Origin of the sequence: Amycolatopsis sp. lyj-84 (genome assembly GCF_046549075.1) — a bacterium.
Classification (GTDB): Bacteria; Actinomycetota; Actinomycetes; order Mycobacteriales; family Pseudonocardiaceae; genus Amycolatopsis.
The window spans coordinates 18,788-39,017 of record NZ_JAJPWO010000015.1 but is presented as its reverse complement, the minus strand read 5'-3'; the positions used below and the strand labels follow the sequence as shown (position 1 = coordinate 39,017).

Below are 20,230 nucleotides of genomic sequence, written 5' to 3'. Positions count from 1 at the left end.
CGGGCGGACGCCCGGTACCACCGCGAACGCGCGAGGAGCCAGAAGTGACCGTGCCGAAGCTTGCCCTGACCGAGAACGCCGAAGCGGCGCTTGCCAAGACGCGCGCCGACGTCGTCGTCATCGGAACCCTGCAGGGCGAGGACGGCCTGGCGCTCGCCGCCGGCTCCTCCGTTGCCGATGCCGCCTTCGACGGCAAGCTCGCCGACGTCCTCGGCACGCTCGGCGCGTCCGGCAAGGCCGACGAGGTCGTGAAGGTACCGACGCTGGGCAAGCTGTCCGCCGGTGTCGTACTGGCCGTCGGCCTCGGCAAGGCGGGCGCGGACGGCGTCACCGCCGAGCAGGTCCGCCGGGGTGCCGGTGCCGCCGCGCGGGCGCTGAACGGGACCGAGCGCGCGTTCGTCACGCTGTCGGCGATCGACCTGCAGGCCGCCGTCGAGGGCACCGCGCTCGGCGCGTACTCCTTCACCGAGTACCGCTCCGAAAAGGGCGACGGCCCGGTCGCGAAGGTCGACTTCGTGAGCCCCGAAGAGGGCACCGCCAAGGACCACAAGGCGACGCTGAAGGCCGCCACCCTGATCGCGGAGTCGGTGATCATCGCCCGCGACCTGATCAACACCCCGCCGAACGACCTGTTCCCGGCCTCCTTCGCCGACCGCGCGAAGACCCTGGCCGAGGCGAACAACCTCGAGTTCGAGGTCCTCGACGAGAAGGCCCTCAAGCGCAAGGGCTTCGGCGGCATCCTCGGCGTCGGCGGCGGTTCCTCGCGGCAGCCGCGCCTGCTGCGCCTCGCCTACAAGCCGGCGAAGGCGTCGAAGAAGGTCGCGCTGGTCGGCAAGGGCATCACCTTCGACTCGGGCGGCATCTCGATCAAGCCCGCCGCGAACATGGACCACATGACCTCGGACATGTCGGGCGCGGCCGCCGTGCTCGCCTCCGTGGTGCTGGCCGCGAAGCTGAAGTACCCGCTCGAGGTCGTCGCGCACATCCCGCTGGCGGAGAACCTGCCCTCGTCCACCGCCTACCGGCCGGGCGACGTGCTCAGCATGTACGGCGGCAAGACCGTCGAGGTGCTCAACACCGACGCCGAAGGCCGTCTCGTGCTGGCCGACGCGATCGTGCGCGCGGGCGAGGAGAACCCCGACTACCTGATCGAGACCTCGACGCTGACCGGCGCGCAGGTCGTCGCGCTGGGCAACCGCACCGCGGGCGTCATGGGCTCGGACGAGTTCCGCGACCGGGTCGCTTCGATCGCGCAGGCGACCGGTGAGGGCGGCTGGGCCATGCCGCTGCCGGAGGAGCTGCGCGCCGACCTCGACTCGCGCCTGGCCGACCTGGCCAACGTCACCGGGCACCGCTGGGGCGGCATGCTCGCCGCGGGTGTCTTCCTGCGCGAGTTCGTCGCCGACGGCCTGCCCTGGGCCCACATCGACATCGCGGGCCCGTCGTTCAACACCGCCGGGGTGTGGGGCTACACCGGCAAGGGCGGCACCGGCGTCCCGGTCCGCACCATCGCCGCGGTGCTGGCGGACATCGCCGCCAACGGCTGATCGCTTTCCCGCGTGAAGGCCCCCTTCCCTCTGTCCAGCCGAGGGAAGGGGGCCTTCACGCGCTTCAGGGGGCCGGGGGCAGCGGTGTGTCCACGAGCTGGTCGAAGGCCAGCCCGCTGGAGCCCTCACCCCTGCCGACGCCGCGCCGTGCGCTGAGCCAGACGACGACGCGGCCGTCACGCCAGCGTGTCCGGTTGTAGGCGACCGAAAGCCGCGTGCCCGCCTGGGTCACCTCTTCCTCGTTGACGAAGTACTGCGGTTTCTGACCGGGTTGCGGCTGGTCGAGCCCCGGCCGCAGCAACGTCGTCCTCGGCTCCACCGGCTTCTGGTCCACGACGCCGGGCATCGCCGCGCGCTGCAACCGGATCTCGCGGTGGTCGCCGGGTTCGTGCACCGGGATGAACGGGATCCAGTGCTCCGGCACGGTGTTCATCAGGACGTACGAGATCGGGGCGCGCGGCGGATCGGCGTCGGCCGCCTCGGTGGCCTCGGCCAGGCGTCGCCGGAACGTGACGACCTCGGCGGCCGCCTCGCTTCCGCGGCGGGGCTCCCCGATCGGCGTGGTGACGGTCTGCTCGATCCCCCAGACCATGTTCGCGGCCTCGTCGCGGATCAGCAGGACCTCCTCCAGCGCGGGTCCCTCGGTCACCTTCGGCACACTCGGCGGGAGCAGCAGATCGGTGTCCGCCTGGACGTCGTCGTCGCCGATGGTGTCCAAGGTGAACATCGACCACCGGCGCCAGTCCTGGTCGGGCCCCGCGCCCGCCGGGGTGATCGCCTGCTTCTGCCCGAACACGTCCGTGACGACCATGCCCGTGACCTTCGCGAGCGTGCCGGCGGGCAGATCGCACGGCACCTGGTACCAGTCGTTGGAGAAGACCAGCGCGAACTCCAGGAAGACCAGCCGCGCGAGATCGGTGCTGTCCGTCCGGACGGCGGCGAAGTTCGTCTTCCCGTCCTCCTGCGCCCACCAGCGCGGCAGCGGCATCCCGGAATAGCGCACCGGGGCGGGGAACACGGTCCTGGTCAGCGTCGGCTCCGGCGGTTTCGTGCCACCGAGCGGGTTCTTCGGGTCGACGGAGAAGGCGTGCCAGTCCAGGGTCCCGCCTTCGTACTCCTTGGCGGACAGCTTCTTCTCGCCACCGCCCGGTGCCCCCGCGGCCACCGAGAACCGGTGCTCGAACCGGCTGGGATCCCAGGTCGCGTCGGCGGGCTCGGGTCGTTCGATCAGGCTCTCGTACCAGCGGACCAGCCGCCGCCCCAGCTTCCGCAGCAGGTCACGCTGCACCGCGCCGATGACGCCGGTGCCGTCCTCGGCGTTCCCGCCGCCCTTGAGGTGCAGGTAGAAAAGGTGCCCGTCCATCGCGCGTCCGGCGATCGTCTGCATCATCGCCCAGACCTCGGGATGCGCCAGTTTCGCGACGTCGCCGGGGTTGCCGGGAGCGGGCAGGGCGATGGGATACCGCTTGAGGTAGTCCTCCTTGATCCTGAAGAGTGCGCCCAGCAGAGAATGGGCCGCCATCAGTTTGAACCACTGCCTGCCGATCGCCAGCCGGAGATCGAAGGCGACCTTCTCGTCACCACTGGTGCCGTAGGCCAGCGTCGGCAGCCGTCGTTCCGCGGCGGTCTCGAGTGGATGGTCGACGGCCAGCTCCCGCGGCGTGCCCTCGTGCGGCTGGAACCGGGTGGGACGCGACGGTGTCACCGCGTAGGTCACCGTGACCGGGCTGCCCGCGTCCGCGCCGCGCAGCTCCCCCAGCTGCCACTGCCGGGTGAGCATCCACAAAGGATCCCGGACCTCCGCCCGCAGCGCCCGGTCGAAGCCGACCGTGCGGGGACGGCCTTCCAGCCGGTTCCAGACCCCGACGGCCGGGGTTTCCCTGGCGGCCAGCTCGTCGGCGAAGTTCCGCGCTTCGGTCATGGCATGGCCTTCCGGCGCAGGTCGGCGACGGCGAGGTCGGTGCCGACGGTGACGTCGCCCCGGACGGCCGAAAGCACGGCGGCCGGGAGCAGCTGGGAAAGCGGCGTGCCGTCGAGGTGGTCCGGTTCGACGGCACGGGTCTTGGCGAGCTGGAACGTCTCCGTGATCGCTTCCACGAGCAGTTCCGGCGTCCAGCTCTTCTCCGGATCGAGCACCGGCGGGACCACGAGCAGCATCGCCTGCGGCGGCTCGGAATCCGGGCGGTCGTAGTGCAGCGCGATCCCCGTCGTCTCCCGTTCGGCGGGAATCACCTCGGTCCATTCGTCCAGCAACAGTCCACAGTGGTCTTTGCCGTTCAAGGAGGCCGCGTAGTGCGCGGTGAACAGCAGCCGGTCCTGGTCGAGCTGGTCGCCCACCTTCTCCGGATCGAAGAACTCCATGGCCAGCCAGTGATCGTTCTCGACGTAGGGCAGCTGGACCGGGGTCAGCGCCGGTTCCTTCCAGGTGAGAGGGCCGGTGTCGAGCAGCGCGTTGGCGAGCAGCACGGTCTTCTCCCACAACCGCGGCTTCTCCCGCACCCTCGCCATGCCGTGCAGCCAGTCGTCCACCGGGAAGTCGCGGCGTTCGAGGACGTCGGGATCACGCGACGTCAGGTGCGCGACCAGCTCCACACTGTCGGCCCTGGCGTCCCGCCACTGTTCGAGGACCGCTTCCGGCGGGGTGAATTCGGGAACGACGAGGACGTCCTCGCCCAGCAGCACTTCGAGGACGTCGATCGCGGCGGCGACCCGGTCCGGCCGGGTGACGGCCTTGTCGTGGACGTTCACCAGCAGGTCTTCCGCCGTCTTCTTCCGGCCCTTCTCGCCGATGAGGTCCACTTCGAGCTTTTTCGCCCTGGTCAGCAGTTCCTGGCCATACGCGACGACCTGGTCCTCGAACGGCTTCAGATCGAGGCCCGCCGGGTCGATGTCGGTCAACGGCAGCTGGCGGGCGACGTCGTCGAGCAACCCGCTCAGCGTCGGCTCGCTCGTGCCGGCGAAGTCGGTCAGCCTGCCAAGACGCCGTTCGAACACGATGCGGTTCGACCGCACCCTGCCACGTTGCAAGGACGGCGTCCGCTCACGGGCTCCGAGCTTCGTGACGATCAGCCGCTCGATCTGTTCCAGCAACCGGAACCGCTCCGCGTCCGATGTGGACGAAGGCAGTCTCTCGTATTCCCCGAACAGGACGTTCGCCGTGTCCAGTGCCTTTTTCATCCGCTCGGCCACCGCGGCGACGGCGGCGAGAACGGTGGCGAAGACACCGCCCCGCCAGACCGACAGCTCGCCCCAGCCGCTGATCACCAGCCCGAAGTCGCCCGCGGTCCGCGCCAGTTTCGCGTACCGGGCGAGGAAGTCGTCGATGTTCTCGAGGATCTCCGCGCGGTTCGGCTGCGCGGGGTAGAGCTCCCCGAGGTCGGTGCGGAAAGCGGTGACCTCGGTGCCCAGCCTGGTGAGGGAGTCCAGCACCGCGACCGGGCGTTCCCTGGCGACGGTCACCTCGTCGTCGGCGCGGCGGTCCACCTGCGCCGAACCGGCACCGGGCACCAGATCGGTCGGCCGCAACGGCCGGGCCGTGGTCAGCAGCGAGCGCAGAGTGCCGATCAGCGGGGAAAGTTCGAAGAAGCTGACCTTCCCCTCGACCCGTTCGGTGTACTCGATCGTGAGCGCCGCGTCCGGCCGGGGCCGGGACTTCTCGACGACGACGCCGAGGATCCGGTCGTCGAGGTCGGTCGTCTCCGCCTTTCGCGCCGGGGGCACCGCCCACAGCAGGTCGATCGCCTGCAGTCCTGCCTCGGCCTGGCTCACCACCCGGCTCTGCGGCCTTCCGCGTTCGTCGAGCCAGGTGACCAGCGCGGCCACGGAGCCCGCGTCCGGCAGGACCGTCCTCAGCCAGGCGTTGACCGCCGGTTCCGCCCTGGCGCGCGGATTGTTCCTGCCCAGCAACGGGGCTCCGTGATCGGGCCGGAGGCCGGGGGTGAACTGCAGGCCGAACCGGTGGGTGAGCGTGGTCCCGCTGCGCGGCGTCTCGACCACCGAAGGCTCGGGCAGGACGCCGCCTTTCGCATAGGAGTCCAGCGTCGCCGACGCGCGTTCGGCGTTGCCCTGCAAGGCTTGATGCGCGCCTTCGGCGACGACGAGGTCGGCCAGCGCGTCGTGGGCGTTGCGCAGGGCATCGAGCTGAACGCCGATCGCCGTCTTCTCGTCCCCGTTCGCCTCGGGGAGATCGGTGAAGTCGAACGGGTAGACCTTCTGGTCCTTCGGCAACGGTTCCACTTCTCGGTCCACGTGCCGGAGCAGGGCCAGCCCGTCGATCACGTTGCGGGCCTCGACCTGTTCGATGCTCCCCGGGGTCGTCTTCGTGTCGGTGATCTTGTTGGCCCGCAACGGGAACTTTCGCCGCAGCCCGGCGATGAACTTGTCGAGGCCGGCGCGGGCGTCGTGGAGACCGCGTTCGAACCGGTACCCCAGCAGGGCGCCGGGAGACTGTCCCTGCCGCATTCCGTCCAAAAGAGACAGTGCGATCCGGACTCGTTCGGAGCTCAGGTTCACCGCGAACGTACTGTCCTTGCGTCCCTTGCCGTTCGCGAGGAAACCCGCGCGCAGTATCGCGGCCGTCCGCGCGTGGGCCGGCGACGGCGCGTGCACGAATCCGCCGTTGTCCTCGTCGTGGGGCAGGTCTTCGGTACCGAAGATCGCGGGCAGCCCGGCGGGAAGGGGTGCCGTCTCCGCCGCGGATTCGCGGTGGACGTTCTCCAGCCAGCCGTACGCCCCCAGATGCGTTCCCCGTTTCGGCGCGCCCCCGGCCGGATCCTTCCGCAGCTCGGCCAGCCGCTCGTTGACCAGGCCGAGCCGCCAGGCGTCGAGCCGGTAGGAGGTGCAGTCGAGATGCTCGGCGAACACCCGCTCCAGCCGCGCGGTGGGCAGTTCCGCCAGCGCCTTCACCGCTTTCAGCTGTTCGCTCAGCTCCGCCGTCGCCGGGCTCGCGTCCAGGATCGTGCGCAGGTACTCGTGCACCGGCCGCTCGGGATCGATCGCCGGATCCGTCGAATAGAGCTTGTGGTACCGGCTTTCGCTGGGCCCGCCGGAGGGGTCGACGTGGATGAACGGCGCGTCCCGGCCGTCGGGTGCCTCGGCGCCGGGGGTCAGCAGGGCGAGCCGCCTCGCCGCCTCGGCCGCGCCGAGCAGCACCGCGTGCCTCGCCAGCGAGTACAGCAGCGCGGACGGCGGGAGGTTGTCGATGAATCCGAGTTCCTTGCGCACGGTCTCCAGCTCGTTCGCCCCGTAGTGGGCGAGCCAGTGCAGGTAGTTCCCCTCGGCCGCGTACTTCCGGATCTTGTCCACTTCGGACAGTGGCCGGTCGTCGACGACCGGGGCCGCCAGCAGCCGGACCTCCTCGGCGAACACCCGCCGGGCCAGATCGGGTTCACCGGCCGAGTACCCGAACCTGGCCAGCACCTCGCGGACGGGTTCACCGACCGCGGCCACGGCCGCGCGGAGACCGCTCGCGCCCAGTTCCTCACGTCTGGACAGGTCTTCGACGCTTTGGGCGTACCGCTGGTGGTACTCGGCCGACGTCGGATGGAGCGCGAGGATGTCCAGCAGCTTCTGGTGCGGGTCGCCCCCGGCCGAGTCGAGGTACTGGACGTGTGCGAGCGCGGCGTCCCAGTCCTTCGCGGCCTCTTTGAGGATGTTGTTCAAGGCGGTGCGATGAGGCAGGGTCTCGGGAAAGGCGAGTTCGGAGAACACCGTCGTCGGCAGGATTCCGTAGGGCTGGCGCCCGATCTTCACCACCGGCAGCGGTCCCCGCCCCGACACGTGTTCGAGGAAGAACTGCCGCGTCTTCGCGATCTGCTCCTCGGTCAGGACGCCATTGAGGAGCGCGGGAAGGTAATGGCCCCAGGTGGCGGGCCACAGCGCGGTGTGGGCCGCGCGGGCGTCCCGCCGGTCGGTGCCCTCGGCGTTCGGCACCCCGGCGAGCACCGCCGGATCGAGCCCGAGCAGTTCGGCGAACCACTCGCCGTCGGTCTTGGTGGTCCAGTCGGCCGCGGCGGCGGTGAACCCCGCCGCGGTCGCGAACCCGGATTCGGCCTCGGCTTGGGGATCCTGGCCCGCGGAGACCTCTTCGGAGTTGTTCGTCGGCGTACCCTGCGGCAGGAAACCGAAGCCGGACGGCGTGCGCAGCTGGTCCCCGATCAGCTTTCCCCACGCCGTCGCGGACTCCTGTGGAGTGGCCTGCTCGCGGAGACCGAGCACGACGAGCCGGTCGATGTTCCCGGGCGGGAGGACTTCGGCGGGGATCCGCACGGCCATACCCGCCGTCTTGGCCGCTTCGAAGTCCACCAGCCACTTCAGCGCCGTGGGGACGACGAGTTCGCCGGTCTCCTCGACGACTCTCAGCCGGTCTTCCCCGGTCTCGCCGGGATCCGGGCTGACGGCGAGATCGGGCTGGACAGGACGCCCCGGCACCGCGAAGACGCGCTGGTCTCCCACGTAGCCGTAGACGGTGAACAGGTCCGGCAACAATTTGGCCTTCGCCGCCACCGTCCATGACTCTTCGGCGATCTCCGGCGGCGGGGTGAGCACGAGGAACGCCACCGTGACGGTTTCGACCGGGTTCGACGGCGCACTGTCCACACCGGACGGACGCCGGGCGCGGATCGCGTTCGCCCTGACGGCTCCGACCGCGGCGAGCAGGGCGATGTCGGCGTCCCGCAGTTTCCGGCGATCGCCGCGCGCCTTCCGGACCGACGTCCAGTACGTCACCGTCGGCCCGCGGTCCTGCGCCGCGACGGCCTGCGGCGTGACGACCACCAGCACGGGCCCGTCGGGAATCCCGGTCGGGCGGTCGTCGGGGTTGGCCGGTTTGTGTTTCCCCAGCAACCATCCCGCGCGGCCGGCGGGTACGCGTCCGACGAGCTGCTGCCACGCGGACCGCCGTCCCACCGGGGAGTCGCCGACCGCCCAGAGCGTGGTCCAGTACGCGTCCAGCGCGGCGAGTTCGGCACGGGTCAGGTTGTCTTCGAACTTGTCCACCGACCATTCGTCGGGGAAGATCCGCACCAGCAGATCGTCGCCGACGAACCGGGTCTCGACCCGCACCGGTCCGAGCAGGACCGGGAAATCGAGCGTCAGCTCAGCCATTCGGCAGCATCTCCCCCGCGTGCACGGCCACCAGGACCGGGGCCTGGAAAAGGATGTAGGCGACGTCGGCGGAGCTGATCCTGGTTGCCCAGCTGCCGATGTTCAGATCGTCTTCGCGCTGGGCCACCTTTTCGCCGTCGTCGGGATCCAGCCGCGCGTCGCCGAGGCGGACCGTCACGTTCCGGTCGAACCGCACGAACCCGGTCTCGCCCGGCTTGGGATCCACGTGGCCCCAGGTGATGTCGTTCCAGACCTCGACCTCGGGCAGCTGCCCCTTGGGCGGCTCGTCCACCCCGAACCTCGGCTCGCCGGGGCGCTCCTTGAGGACGAAGAACCAGCCGAGTTTGTCTTCCCCGCCTTCTCGCGCCTCGTCGTCTTCGAGCGGGAAGCCGAGCAGGTAGAGATCCGGGGCGATCTTCGCCTCGTAGGTCGGCAGCAACACGAGTTTCGGATCCAGCGGGGCGTTCGGCGAAAGCGGGGCGATGGTCCGCTCCCCGCTCTTGTCCACGACGCCGTCCTTGACCGGCCAGACCGCCTTGTGCGCGTAGATCGACGCGTTCGGGTACTTCTTGAGCAGCTCGCCGCGGATCACCAGGACGAGGTCCTTCCGTTGCCTCGTCTCCGGGGGTGACGGCGGCGCCTGCCGGGGGTTGTTCTCGCCCAGTCGCGCGGCCGGTTCCCAGAGGTGCAACGGCGGGATGTCGTACAGCCGCTCACGCCAGGCCTCTCGGCTCTCGCCCGCCCGCAGCGGCACCGTGCGCGGGTCCCAGAACTGACGGAACGGCGTTCCCCGCTGGTCGGTCGGGAACTCGCGCCACAGCAGCTCCCGCGCCATCTCGTGGTTGAGCCCGACGAGATAGGCCTCGATGAACTGCCGGTTGTTCTCCAGCAGGGTGATCGAATTGTCCGGGAGCAGCCCGATGTTCGGTACGAAGGTCTCCACCGACATCTTCAGGAGTTCTTCGTACATCGGCATGTCGAACACCGGATAGGCCAGGATCTCGATGAGGTCGCCCACCGCGATCCGCAGCCGCTCCGGCAGGTTCATCGCCCCCGCCATGCTTTCCAGCAGGGTCTTCTCGGCGCGGAGGCCGGCGAGCATGTCGTCGATGGCGGTCAGCACGTCGAGCTGGTCTTCGCCGGGGTCACCGGCGGCGGTCTCGGCGAGGCCGTCGTGCATCGCCCGCAAGGCGCTCTTGTAGCGCTTCGTCTCCTCGCTGTCTTCGCTGTCGTCCTGCTCTGCCGCGAAATCCGGCATGCTCATCCTGAACGTGACCCCCGGCGCCCCTTTGGGTTTCGCGGCGAAGACCTCGTTCCGGTCGATCCGGTCCACCAGCAGGTCGTACTGGCTTCCCTCGCGCAGCAGCCGTTTCCTCAGTCGTGACCCCGGCCGGGTGATCCGGCGCATCGGCGCGGACATCGGTGCCGCCGCGACCCGGCTCTCGCTCACCTTGTAGCCCACGGCGAACAGTTCGGGCTCGGCGGCCAAAGCCGTCTGCCTCGGGCGTCCGACGACTCGTCCGTGCGCGGGCGCGGTCAGGGTCAGCGCACGGCCGGACACCGGCCCGGCCGCCGCGGCCGCTGTTTTCGGCGGCGCCTGCGGAGTGATGTGCTTGCCCTGCAACGTCTTTCCGAGCTGGCGGGCCAGTTGCGCGGCCCGGATGAGCTCGTTCGCCTTCTGGATGTCGCCGAGCTGGTTCCACGCGGCCGCCATGAACTCCTCCTGCCGCGCCTGGACGACCTCGGTGCCGAACTGCGCGGCGACCCGGAATCGCGGATCGAGGTTGAGCCGGTGCACCCAGTTGTGGACCTGGTCCGGCGGCCGCGGTTTGCCGGTCTCGTCCTCCACCAGCGTCCGGGTCAGCGACGGCCAGCAGCCGTACAGCGGCGGGGTGATCACCGGATCGGTCCCCGCTGCCACCGCGGCCGTTTCGGCGTTCGCGGCCTGTGGCGTTTTCCGCTGATAGGCGTCCGCGAGATTGATCAGGTCGGCCAGGGACCGCTGCCACTGGTTCGGATAGGGCGTCGCCGAGGTGTCGGTGCCGTAGAAGTTGTCCCAGTTCTCGTACTTGTCGGGCTTGTCGTCGCTGTCGGGCAACTGCAACGCGCCACCGAGCTTCAGGACTCCCTTGGGATCCGTCGGTGTGGTGACGCCTTCGAGGGCGTAGCCCGGCGAGCGATGCGCGTCCATGTCGCGCCTGCCGACCGGCGCCTGCGCCTCGATCGGCTTCAGCAACCGGACGAGGTACTCGAAGTCGCCGACCGTGCTCGTGGTGAACGACCAGCGGTGGTAGAACGGCAGGTCCAGCTGACCCGTCGAGGCGGTCCAGCTCGGGTTCTTCGCCGGGATGTCCTTCGGATCGCCACCGAGCCCGGCGACGCGCCCCGCCTCGAACGCCGGAACCAGGAAGGCGTGGTAGGTGGTGCTGGGCTTCAGATGCCGGGGACAGAGCACGCGTGAACACGCGCTGTCGGGCGACCGGCGCAGGACGTCGCTCAGCACTCCCAGCGAGGGCTTCATGTCGTCGGGGGTGTCGACCGCGATCCTGCCGTCGAGCGTCCCGTTGACGTGGACGTGCGCCCACGCCCCGAGTTCACCCGACGGTTGCAGCGCCTTCGGCTCCGTGACGGTGATGAAGGGCAGCGGCTGTTCCGTCGCCGCACCCTCCTTGAACTCCGCCGGACCCGAATCGCCGCCCGCGGACAGCACGATCAGCGCCAGCCAGGGATCCAGCCGTTTCGCCACCTCGTCCGGCGCCGCGGGACTGTAGCGCCACGGGGTGTCTTCGTCGTAGAACTCGATGTGGGCCAGGTAGTTGGGCTCGAAGTTGACGGCGAACGGATGTGGCTCGGTCCGCGAGACGGCGCGCGGGTCCAGCCCCACGACGTCGCCGGGGCCGTAGAGCTGGACGGGCTTGGTGATCTCGCGATGCAGCGCCTCGGCGTTCTCGGCGAGCGCGTCCCCGGTCAGCCTGAGCCCGACCGGGATCGTCGCGCGCGCCCCGGCGACCTCGCCCTTGATCCGCGTGCTCAGCCCGGTCCGGAGCCAGGGCAGGAAGGAATAGGCGTTCGCGCTCACGAACCGCTCCCGAACTTCTCCGCGGACTTCGTCAGTTCGGCCTTCCCCGACTGCCCGGCCGCCATCGCGAGCCCGGTACCGGCGGTGCCTCCGGCGACGAGCACCTTGGCGCCCGAAGCGACCGCGGCGAAACCCCAGCGGCCGCGGTCCAATCCGGGCATCGCGGTCCATTCGCCGCCCTCGTACCGCACCGCGCTGCGGTACCCCGCCTCGTTCGCGACGTCGTCCGCCCCGCCGAGCAGCACGACCTTCCCCTCGCCCGCGGGAACGGCGCGGTGGAACGCCCTGCCGCCCGGCATGGCCTTGGCCTGGCTCCAGACCCCGCCGGAGGAGTTCAGCTGGAAGACCTCGGCGGTGGCGCGGGCGAAGGGATCGAAGGCGCCGTCGGGGGTCACTCCCGGTGCCGTTCCCCCGGCGACGAGCACGGAAGTCGCGGTCAGCGCGGTCGCGGTGTGCCCGCTGCGCGGGAACTTCATCGTGGCCGCCACCGACCACTTCTTGGTGTCGGTGTCGTAGAGCTCGCAGAAGGCCAGCGCCGGGTCGTCGGCGCCGCCGACCGGCGCGGTGCCGCCACAGACCAGCACCTTCTTGCCGTCCTGCAACACCACCGCGGTGTGCCCCGTGCGGGCGTCGGTCATCTCCTCGGCCACGGCCCAGCTCCCGCCGCCGGCCGGATCGAACAACTCGGCCCAGCGGACCGCCATCGCCTTCCCGTCCGGCCGGAGCGTGCTGCCGCCCGCGATCAGGACCAGCCCGTTCGAGAGCGCGACGGCGCTGTGCCCCCACCGGGCCTTGAGCATCGGCTTCACCACCGGCTCCCACTTCTTCGCCACCGGGTCGTAGATCTCGGCCGTGCCGATCGCGGCCCCGCCCGGCGCCGGAATCCCGCCGGTGATCAGCGCCTTCCCGCCCGGCAACGGGGTCAGCGCGTGCAGTTGTCTCGCCGTGCCCAGCAACGCGGGCTGCCCCCACGTCCCGGCGTCGAAGTCGTAGACCGCGCTTTGCCCGACGCTCACCGAGGCCGCGTCGGCTCCCCCTGCGACGAGTGCCTTCTTGCCGTCCGTGAGCAGGACGGCGGCGTCATGCTGACCGGCCCAGGTCGCCGCCACCGCGTAATCGGTGGCGTCCGACCACTTGTCGGCCGCGAGCGTCGCGCTGGTCATGAGGCGTTCCCTTCGGTCATGGCAGGTAGATCTCGGTGGTGGTGGCGAGTTCGACGGGGTCGGGTCCCGGTGCGGCGGCGCCGGTCCTGGCGAGGCCGCCCACGGCGAACACCCGGCCGTCGGCGAGGTCGATCGCCGCGAAGTCGTGGCGGCCCACCGTCAGTGCCCCGGTCTCCGACCAGGTTCCGGAGCCGGGCTCGAACACCGCGGCGGCACGGAATCCGGCCGTGGCCCCCGGACGGCCGGTGCCCCCGACGACGACGGCGCCGAGCGGGGTCGCCACACACCGATGTCCGCTGCGGCCGCCGCCCGGCATGGCGTTCACGGGAAGCCAGGTCCGCTTCGCCGGGTCGTAAATTTCCGCGGTGGCAAGGCTTTCCCGCCGGTAGGGCCGTGACTCGACGGCGTCTCCGCCGGTGACCAGCACGCGCCCGTCCGGCAGCAGTGTCGCCTGATGACCCTTGCGGGGCACGGAAAGGCTCCCGGCCGGAGTCCATTGCCTCGCCTCGGGGTCGTAGGTCTCGCAGGTCGCGACGGCTCGCTCGCCCTGCCCGGTCGGTACGGCGCCCCCGACGACCAGAACCGTCACCTTCCCGGTCTTCTCGTCGGTGAGCGGGACCATCCGGTGCCCGGTGCGGGCGTCGGACATCGGCGCGGCCGCGGTCCAGGTCAGCGTTCCCGGGTCGAGCAGTTCGGCCGAGGCGAGCGCGGCGCCTCTCGGCGACGTCCCACCCGCCACGAGCAGCCGGGACCCGATCGCCACGGCGCCGTGTCCTGCTCGCGCGGTGGCGAGATCCGCCGTGTCCTTCCAGGCGTTCACGGCCGGGTCGAACACCTCGGCCGACGCCAGCGGGGCGCCGTTCGCGTCGAGCCCGCCCGCCACGACGGTCCTGCCGTCCGCCAGCCTTGTCGTGCTGTGCCGCGCCCGCGCGGTCTTCAACGACGACACCCCGGCCGCCCAGGTCACCACGACCGGATCGAAGATCGCCGTGGTGGACACCGGTTTTCCGGTCGCGCCGGCGCCGCCCGCGACGAGTACCTTCCCGCCGACGAGGACGACAGCGTCCGCCCCCGAAACCGGCGACGGCGCGTTGCCCGCGTTCGACCAGACACCGGGTTCCGCGACCGGGCCGCCGCCCGCTTCGGTCCGGCGCAGGACGTGCACCTGCCCGGACAGGGACGCGTCGGCGCGGATCCAGTCCGCCATGGCGTCGGTCGCGCTCGCCTCGCTCCGGAAGGTCGCGGCGGTCGAGCCCGTCCGCACCGGCGGGAACGCCTGGAGGTTGTTGCGGCGGTACGCGACGATGAAGCTGTCACCGGTGACGCGCACCGTCTCGGCGGGCGCGAACGGTTGCCGCAGCCGGGATTCGTGCTGGGACAGGGAGGAGCGCGCGGTGCTGCTGCCGGCGAGCAGGGTGTCGAAGACCGCGGGAGCGGGGCTGTACAGCTTCGGCGCGGCGGGTGCCTTCACCGCCATCCGGACCCGGCGACGGCGCATCCCGAGGGTGGTGAACGTTTCCGGTGGTTCATTGTCCACTATGTACAGTTCGTAGCGGGCGCTGCGCCGCACGACGCGCGGCGAGAAGATCGCGCCGTCCGCGGCGACCAGTTCCAGCCCGGCGTTCTGGTCCTCGAAGGCGGCGCGCGAAAGCTTCTCGGCGTCGCCGGAGTCCTGGAACTGCCCCATCGCGAACTTGTCGCCGGTGATCGACGCGCGCTTGAAACCGCTGGAGGGCATCGGCTCCAGGGTGAACCGCTTGCCGTCACTGGGCTTCTGCGCACCGATCCGGTCGATCCGGACGTCGAGCGGGACGGCCCGCTGCCGGACGAACAACGAGCCGAGGGGATGCAGGACGAGGTCGTCGGTCCCCGGCAGCTGCCGCAACGTGACCAGCGGATTGACCCCGCCCGCCGGCAGCCGCGTCTGCCAGCCCTCGACCTTGCGGACCTCGTTCTCCAGCAGGCCGAGCACCTCGACCGGCGGCAGCGCGGTGTCGCGCTCCTCGCCCCAGCTGATGTCGAAGTCCGCCGAGATCTCGAAGAACAGCAAGGAGATCGACCCGCGCCCGTGCGCACGCCACAGTGACGGGCCCTCGAGCTGGAAGTCGAGATCGATGCCGAACACGCCGACCCCGAACGCCTTCAGCGAGACACCGGCGGAGATCTGGATGATGAACGAGAACGGCGAGAAGCGGAACAGCGCGTCGAAGGCGAGATGCCCTTCGATGCCGAACCCGCCGAAACCCAGCCGGAGTTCGGCCTTGGCGCCGAACTGGGCGGTGTTGCTGGTGACCGCGAAATAGCCGGACACGCGGATCAGGCGTCCCGGCGCGTTCAGGATGTCGATGGACAGCCGCGGCGGTACCGGGAACGGCAACGGCGGCGGCTTGAACGACGGATGGAAGCCGCCGACACTGAGCACGAAGTCGGGGTTGTCGCTCCAGTCGACCAGCAGGCCCATCCCGCCTTCGATGGTCATCGTCAGGATGCGCGAGTCGAAGAGCTGGGCGTAGAACCAGAGTCTCGATTTGTCGACTTCGAGCGCGCCGATGAAATTGACCTGCAGTTTCAGCAGGGCGACGTCTTCACTGGGCAGCACGCATTTCAGCACCCCGAGGATCGCGACGTTGCCGGGCGGGATCTCCACGATCACCCCGAGCGAGACGGTGACCAGCGCCGGTGTCCCCCAGCCGATCTTCGCCATCGGGCCGATGAGGAACCGGCCGTCCTCCGGCGGGAAGAACCGCCGGAGGTCGCTGATGATCCGCGGCGCGTTCGCGATGACGTCCTTGGGGAACATCACCGATTCGATCCCGCCGCTGACCACGCCGTCGATCAGCGCGGCGAAGTCCATCCGCCGGTTGAGCCCGAGCACCCCGCCGACGCCGAGCAGCGTGAACCCGAACCCGAGCTGGATCCCGCCGCCCCCGAACTCGGTGGCGATCACGATCAGCAACGAGAACCCGTCGGACCCGTCCGGCATCCGCGTGGTGATCAGCCCGATGGCCTTGAGTTCCACCAGCCCCGCGAACTCCAGCTCCAGCGCGCCCGCGTACTCGCCGCGATCCGGGTCGAAGTAGAGATACCCGCCACCGGACACGATGCCCGCGTCGACCGACAGCCCGACCCCCTTGGGCGGCTTGAAACCGAGCGAAAGATCGACCGGCCCCAGGTTGCCGTCGTTGTCCTCCTTGAACGCGAGGCCGGCGGTGAGCCCGATCTGCTCCACCACCGCCGTGATCGGCCCGAGCCGCGCCTTGATCGTCGTCCCCAGCCCGATCGGGATCCCGTCCCCCGACGGCGACGCGGAGATCGTCAGCCCCTGGATCTCCAGCGGCCCCAGCTCGAAATGGGCCGCGATACGCGCTTCGAGGTTGGCCGAACCGCGGAAGTAGAACCCGTGCGCGTGCGAGATCCCGACGACGAGGTCGCCGCCGACGGTGAATCCGTCGCCGGGCAGGAGTTTCGCGATGAAGCCGTCGGCCCCGCCCGGTTTGAAGACGAACTCGAGCCCCTGGAGTTCGAACTCCGCGAAGACGTCCACGCCGTCGCTGATCCGCACGCCCCCGGTCGCGGCGAGCTTGCGGAACTGCAGCCTCGTGCCGTCCCTGGAACCGATCAGGAGGGTGGGCTCGCTCCCGGCCTCGCCACGCTCGATGACGACCTCGATGGCGCCGTCGAGCTGTCGCGGGGCCGGGTTCTCCTTCTCGAAGCCGACGACGGTCTCGATGCCTTGGCCGGGAAGGATTCTGAGCGCGACGCCGCCTTCGAGGTCGAGGTCGCTGCGGATGAGGAGGGTGAGGTCCTCGGTCAACGGCAGGTTGGCGCCCAATGAGCCGGTGAAGTACGGCAACAGCGCCAGGCCTGCCGGTGCGCCGTTCACCGACGGCAATTCGACGAGCCGGATCTCGGCCGCCAAACGCTCGTTCTGCGGAAGGAACCGTTCGAACACGGTGCCGCGGACGGCTTTCACCAGCGGGGCCGTCAGGTCTTCCGGCGTCCCCCGGACGGCCGCCGTGGCTCCGGACGGCAAGGATCGCAGGTCGACGTCGACGCCCATGCTCATCAGCAGGTTGTCGAGCTGGGACGACAGCGACGCGAAGTCGAAGTCCGTTCCACCCCAGCCGAAGGCCTTCTTGAGCACCTGCCCCGGATCACCGATCAACCGCGGGATGTCCGTGAGGTCGAGAGTGAGATGCAGGTACGACGGCCGGTTCCCGAAGCGCGGAGCGTACTTCCCCTTGACGACACCGAGGCCGCGCAACCCGAAACCCACGGCCGGATGGTGCCGCTGGAGATAGGAGACGATCAGGAAGTCGAGCAGCTGACGGGGGAACTTCTCCTTGAATCCGTCCACCCGCAAAGCCTCCGGGACGGCGGAGTCCGGCGCGGTGGCGATGCCTTTGACGCCGTCGACGAGGGCTTGCACCGCGCTGAGCACCCGGGCCACGTCGTCGGCCGAGAACTCGACGTCGACACCGCCGGAGGAACCACCGCCCACGTTCAGCCCGCCGTCTCCGAGCAACCGGCGGAGAGATTCGGTCAGCGTTTCGAGCGTCCCGCCCAAAGCCGACAGGGCGGGCGGGACGGCGTCCACGCGCCAGCCCATCTTCTGCAGGAGGGCGATGCAGGCACCGGGCGAACGCACCGCCTCACGAAGCGGGAGCGCCGCCTGCCCGATCCCGGCGAGGATCTTTTCGAACACACCCGTCCCGGCCATTTCACAGCTCCCCTGGGTAGAAAGCGGCGCTGAGAATCGCGTGGTAACTCGGATCGACCCGGTTGACGATCAACCATTTGCAGACGTAGCAGAAGGCGCCGGCGTCCTGGCTGATCTCGGTCCACACGTTCGCCGTGCCGTAGTGATTCCGCATTTTGCACGAGCCGGCGGGACGATAATGGCCACCGGAAAAGGTGCCTCCACCTTCGAAGACCCCGACCGTCTTGCTCGAGTTGCACGGCGGCGCGAATCCGGTGATGTCCACCGGCTCGTCGTCCTCTTTCCGCACCTTGCCGAAAACGGTGTCCCGGTTCAGCGGGGTCTTCGTGAGGAAGAGGGATTCTTTGACCTTCTTGTCCACCACCGAAACGAGACCGCCGTCCGGAGCCTTGAGCGGGATGTACAGGAAAGAGCCCGCCCGGTACTCCGCCAACGGCGACACGACTCCGGACAGGGTGATCTTGCCCGCCGTCGTGTCGATCGTCCCGATCTTGAGCCCGGTGAGCAGTTCGCCCTGGCCCTTGGCCAGCGGCAATTGGACCCCGTCCTTGGTGATCGAGAAATTACGCAGCCAGATCTCGGCGCCGTCCCGCTGCGCCTGGACCCATTTCCCGCTGTAGCGAGGATCGATCGTCACGGTGATGGCACCACCGGCGGGCCGGGCGGGTGCCGTGATCTTCGCGGAAAGGAGCATCCGGTGCAGATCGAGCCATTTGACCTTCGCCGGGTCGATCAGCCTTCCCGGTGCCGGTGAACCCGGGTCGCGCAGGAAGCCCAGAACCGAAAGGTTGTCGTCCGTCAGGTCCCCGGTCGCCGTGGCCGCGGTGCCGTCCCCTTCGAAATCCTCGTACTCGTCGCCGAGGTTGAAACTGTGCCCGAACTCGTGGGCCACCGTGTTGGCGATCTCGAGTACGGCGGCCGCGGTGGGCGGGACCCCGGTCAGCGGATCACGTCGTCGCATTTCTCGTTTGTCGACCACGTCGGCATAGGTGAAGGCCACCGTGCGCACGCTGCCCATGGTCTGCGCGGTGGCGGTTCCGTCGAAGTTGGTACCGCCATCGACATCCTCGTAACAGATCATCGCGACCAGTCCCCGGCTCGGCGTGAATTTCGTCGTGTCCGGGACCCAGTTCTTGCCGATCGGGTGGAACGGCGCGAAGGCGTACTGCGATCCGCCGAAGTACCGCGGCAGCGCCGCGCCCGGATTCTCCCGTCCCGCCGAGTACCGCTCCGGCGGGTTCCGGCGAGGATCGGGAGTGAGAAGCCTGGTCGCGTCGGGACTGTAGAACTCGTACAACCGCGCGACGAAAGCGCTCAGATCGACATGCGTCGTGTCTCCCAGCGCCGGCGGCTTCACCGGCGGCTTCGAATTCCCGGACGTACGGTCGCCGGGCCGCTGTCCCAGGTACATCCCGAACACCGTGTCCCTCGCGTGCAGGATCCCGACGGCTTCGTGCGCCCGCCACGCGGCGATCAGCTTCGGGTCCACTCGCGACGGTTCGAATCCCTTGAGGCTCTGCCCCTGCCAGATCGTCACGAGATCGAACCGGCTCTCGTTGTGCATCGGCAGACCGACCACGGCGACGAGTTCCTGCATGGTGTAGCTGGTTTTCTCGCTGCCGAGCCGCCCGTTGAACGGAATGGGCTTCGCCTTGTTGAAGTCGTCGTCGGTGATCCTGAACCCGCAGGTGAGGTAATGATCACGCGAAGGCAGGTAGGCCTTGAAGATGTTGAACCCGGCTTCCAGCATCGCGTACGGCTGGTGCCTCGGTTTGTCGAAGAGATCCCGCACGGTGCCGGCGACGATGAGGTCGAAGGCCGCCCGGTCCGTGTCGGTGTCCTGGAACCCCTCCGGTATGAACAGGATGTTGACCATGCCGTCGGCTTGTGCCACATCGGGCGTCTGTACCGGCTGGAGGTTCTGGCGCGTCTTCCCGTAGTCGACCACCCTGACCGGCAGGGAATTGGTGACGCCGAGGAAGTTTCCCTTGATCCCGGTGGGCACGGCCGGATCGGTGGTCTCGGCCAGTCCCTGCACCCTGCCCTGCGGCGCGATCTTGAGCTTCGCCGGATCGTCCGGCGTCAAGGTCACGTACCCGTGTCCGGTGATGTCGCCGATCCGGTCCACGCCCGTGGCGTCGTCGGTGAACCTCGCGTAGAGGGACGGCTGGGCGTGGCCGAATTCGCTGTCGAGCGCCGTCGTGATCGAGTCGTTCCCGAACCACCACGCGTCGATTCCTTCGTGCACCTGGAGACGCCCGACCAGATAGACCTCACCCCAGCGGACCTGGAACAGGAAGACGCCCGGGTCTTTCGGGGTGACGATGCCCGTGGCCGGGTTGATCGAAGGCAATCCGTCGAAGCGTTGCCCGACCGGCTTGTGCGGCGCGAAGAAGTCGAACACGCAGTCCTTGGTGACTTCCCCGAGCTGATAGCGATCGGGCTTTGTGTCGTCGAAATCCTGAGTGTGAAAGGAAACCTTGAGCGGTGGTGTCCCGGTACGCGCGACATGCAGATCGCCGTGCGGAAAAAAGACCATGCCGACGTTGGTGACGACCATTCCCCACCCCTTTGTCATCCACGCGCGGACAACCGCCGGACACGGCGGTGCGGGCCG

The 20,230-nt window shown here is 69.5% G+C and carries 7 protein-coding genes; 1 reads left to right on the top strand and 6 read right to left on the bottom strand.

Features of this window, described 5'->3' with window-relative positions; genetic code table 11:
• Positions 1-44: 44 nt before the first annotated feature.
• Positions 45-1,547, top strand: coding sequence for a leucyl aminopeptidase (locus ACLJRM_RS35130; RefSeq protein WP_410665551.1), 1,503 nt, complete (start codon positions 45-47; stop codon positions 1,545-1,547).
• A 64-nt stretch (positions 1,548-1,611) separates the two neighbouring features.
• On the opposite strand, the gene ACLJRM_RS35125 is transcribed toward ACLJRM_RS35130, so the two are convergent.
• Genes ACLJRM_RS35125 through ACLJRM_RS35100 form a run of 6 tightly spaced genes read right to left on the bottom strand, consistent with a single transcriptional unit; the run spans position 1,612 to position 20,173 of the window.
• A complete protein-coding gene (locus ACLJRM_RS35125; protein WP_101609513.1) occupies positions 1,612-3,468 on the bottom strand; it encodes a hypothetical protein in 1,857 nt (618 codons plus the stop codon).
• The gene (locus tag ACLJRM_RS35120) at positions 3,465-8,651 is read right to left on the bottom strand and encodes a hypothetical protein (protein WP_410665550.1); all 5,187 of its coding nucleotides are present in this window, start codon (positions 8,649-8,651) and stop codon (positions 3,465-3,467) included. Before ACLJRM_RS35120 ends, ACLJRM_RS35125 begins: the two co-directional genes overlap by 4 nt.
• On the bottom strand, positions 8,644-11,730 hold the full coding sequence (locus ACLJRM_RS35115) for a hypothetical protein (RefSeq protein WP_101609515.1): 3,087 nt from the start codon (positions 11,728-11,730) through the stop codon (positions 8,644-8,646). Before ACLJRM_RS35115 ends, ACLJRM_RS35120 begins: the two co-directional genes overlap by 8 nt.
• The gene (locus tag ACLJRM_RS35110; protein ID WP_410665549.1) at positions 11,727-12,893 is read right to left on the bottom strand and encodes a Kelch repeat-containing protein; all 1,167 of its coding nucleotides are present in this window, start codon (positions 12,891-12,893) and stop codon (positions 11,727-11,729) included. The genes ACLJRM_RS35115 and ACLJRM_RS35110 overlap by 4 nt, the downstream gene beginning before the upstream one ends.
• 16 nt (positions 12,894-12,909) lie before the next feature.
• Positions 12,910-17,613, bottom strand: coding sequence for a DUF6603 domain-containing protein (locus ACLJRM_RS35105; RefSeq protein ID WP_410665548.1), 4,704 nt, complete (start codon positions 17,611-17,613; stop codon positions 12,910-12,912).
• Between the two features lies 1 nt (position 17,614).
• On the bottom strand, positions 17,615-20,173 hold the full coding sequence (locus ACLJRM_RS35100; protein WP_410665547.1) for a hypothetical protein: 2,559 nt from the start codon (positions 20,171-20,173) through the stop codon (positions 17,615-17,617).
• Positions 20,174-20,230: the final 57 nt, after the last annotated feature.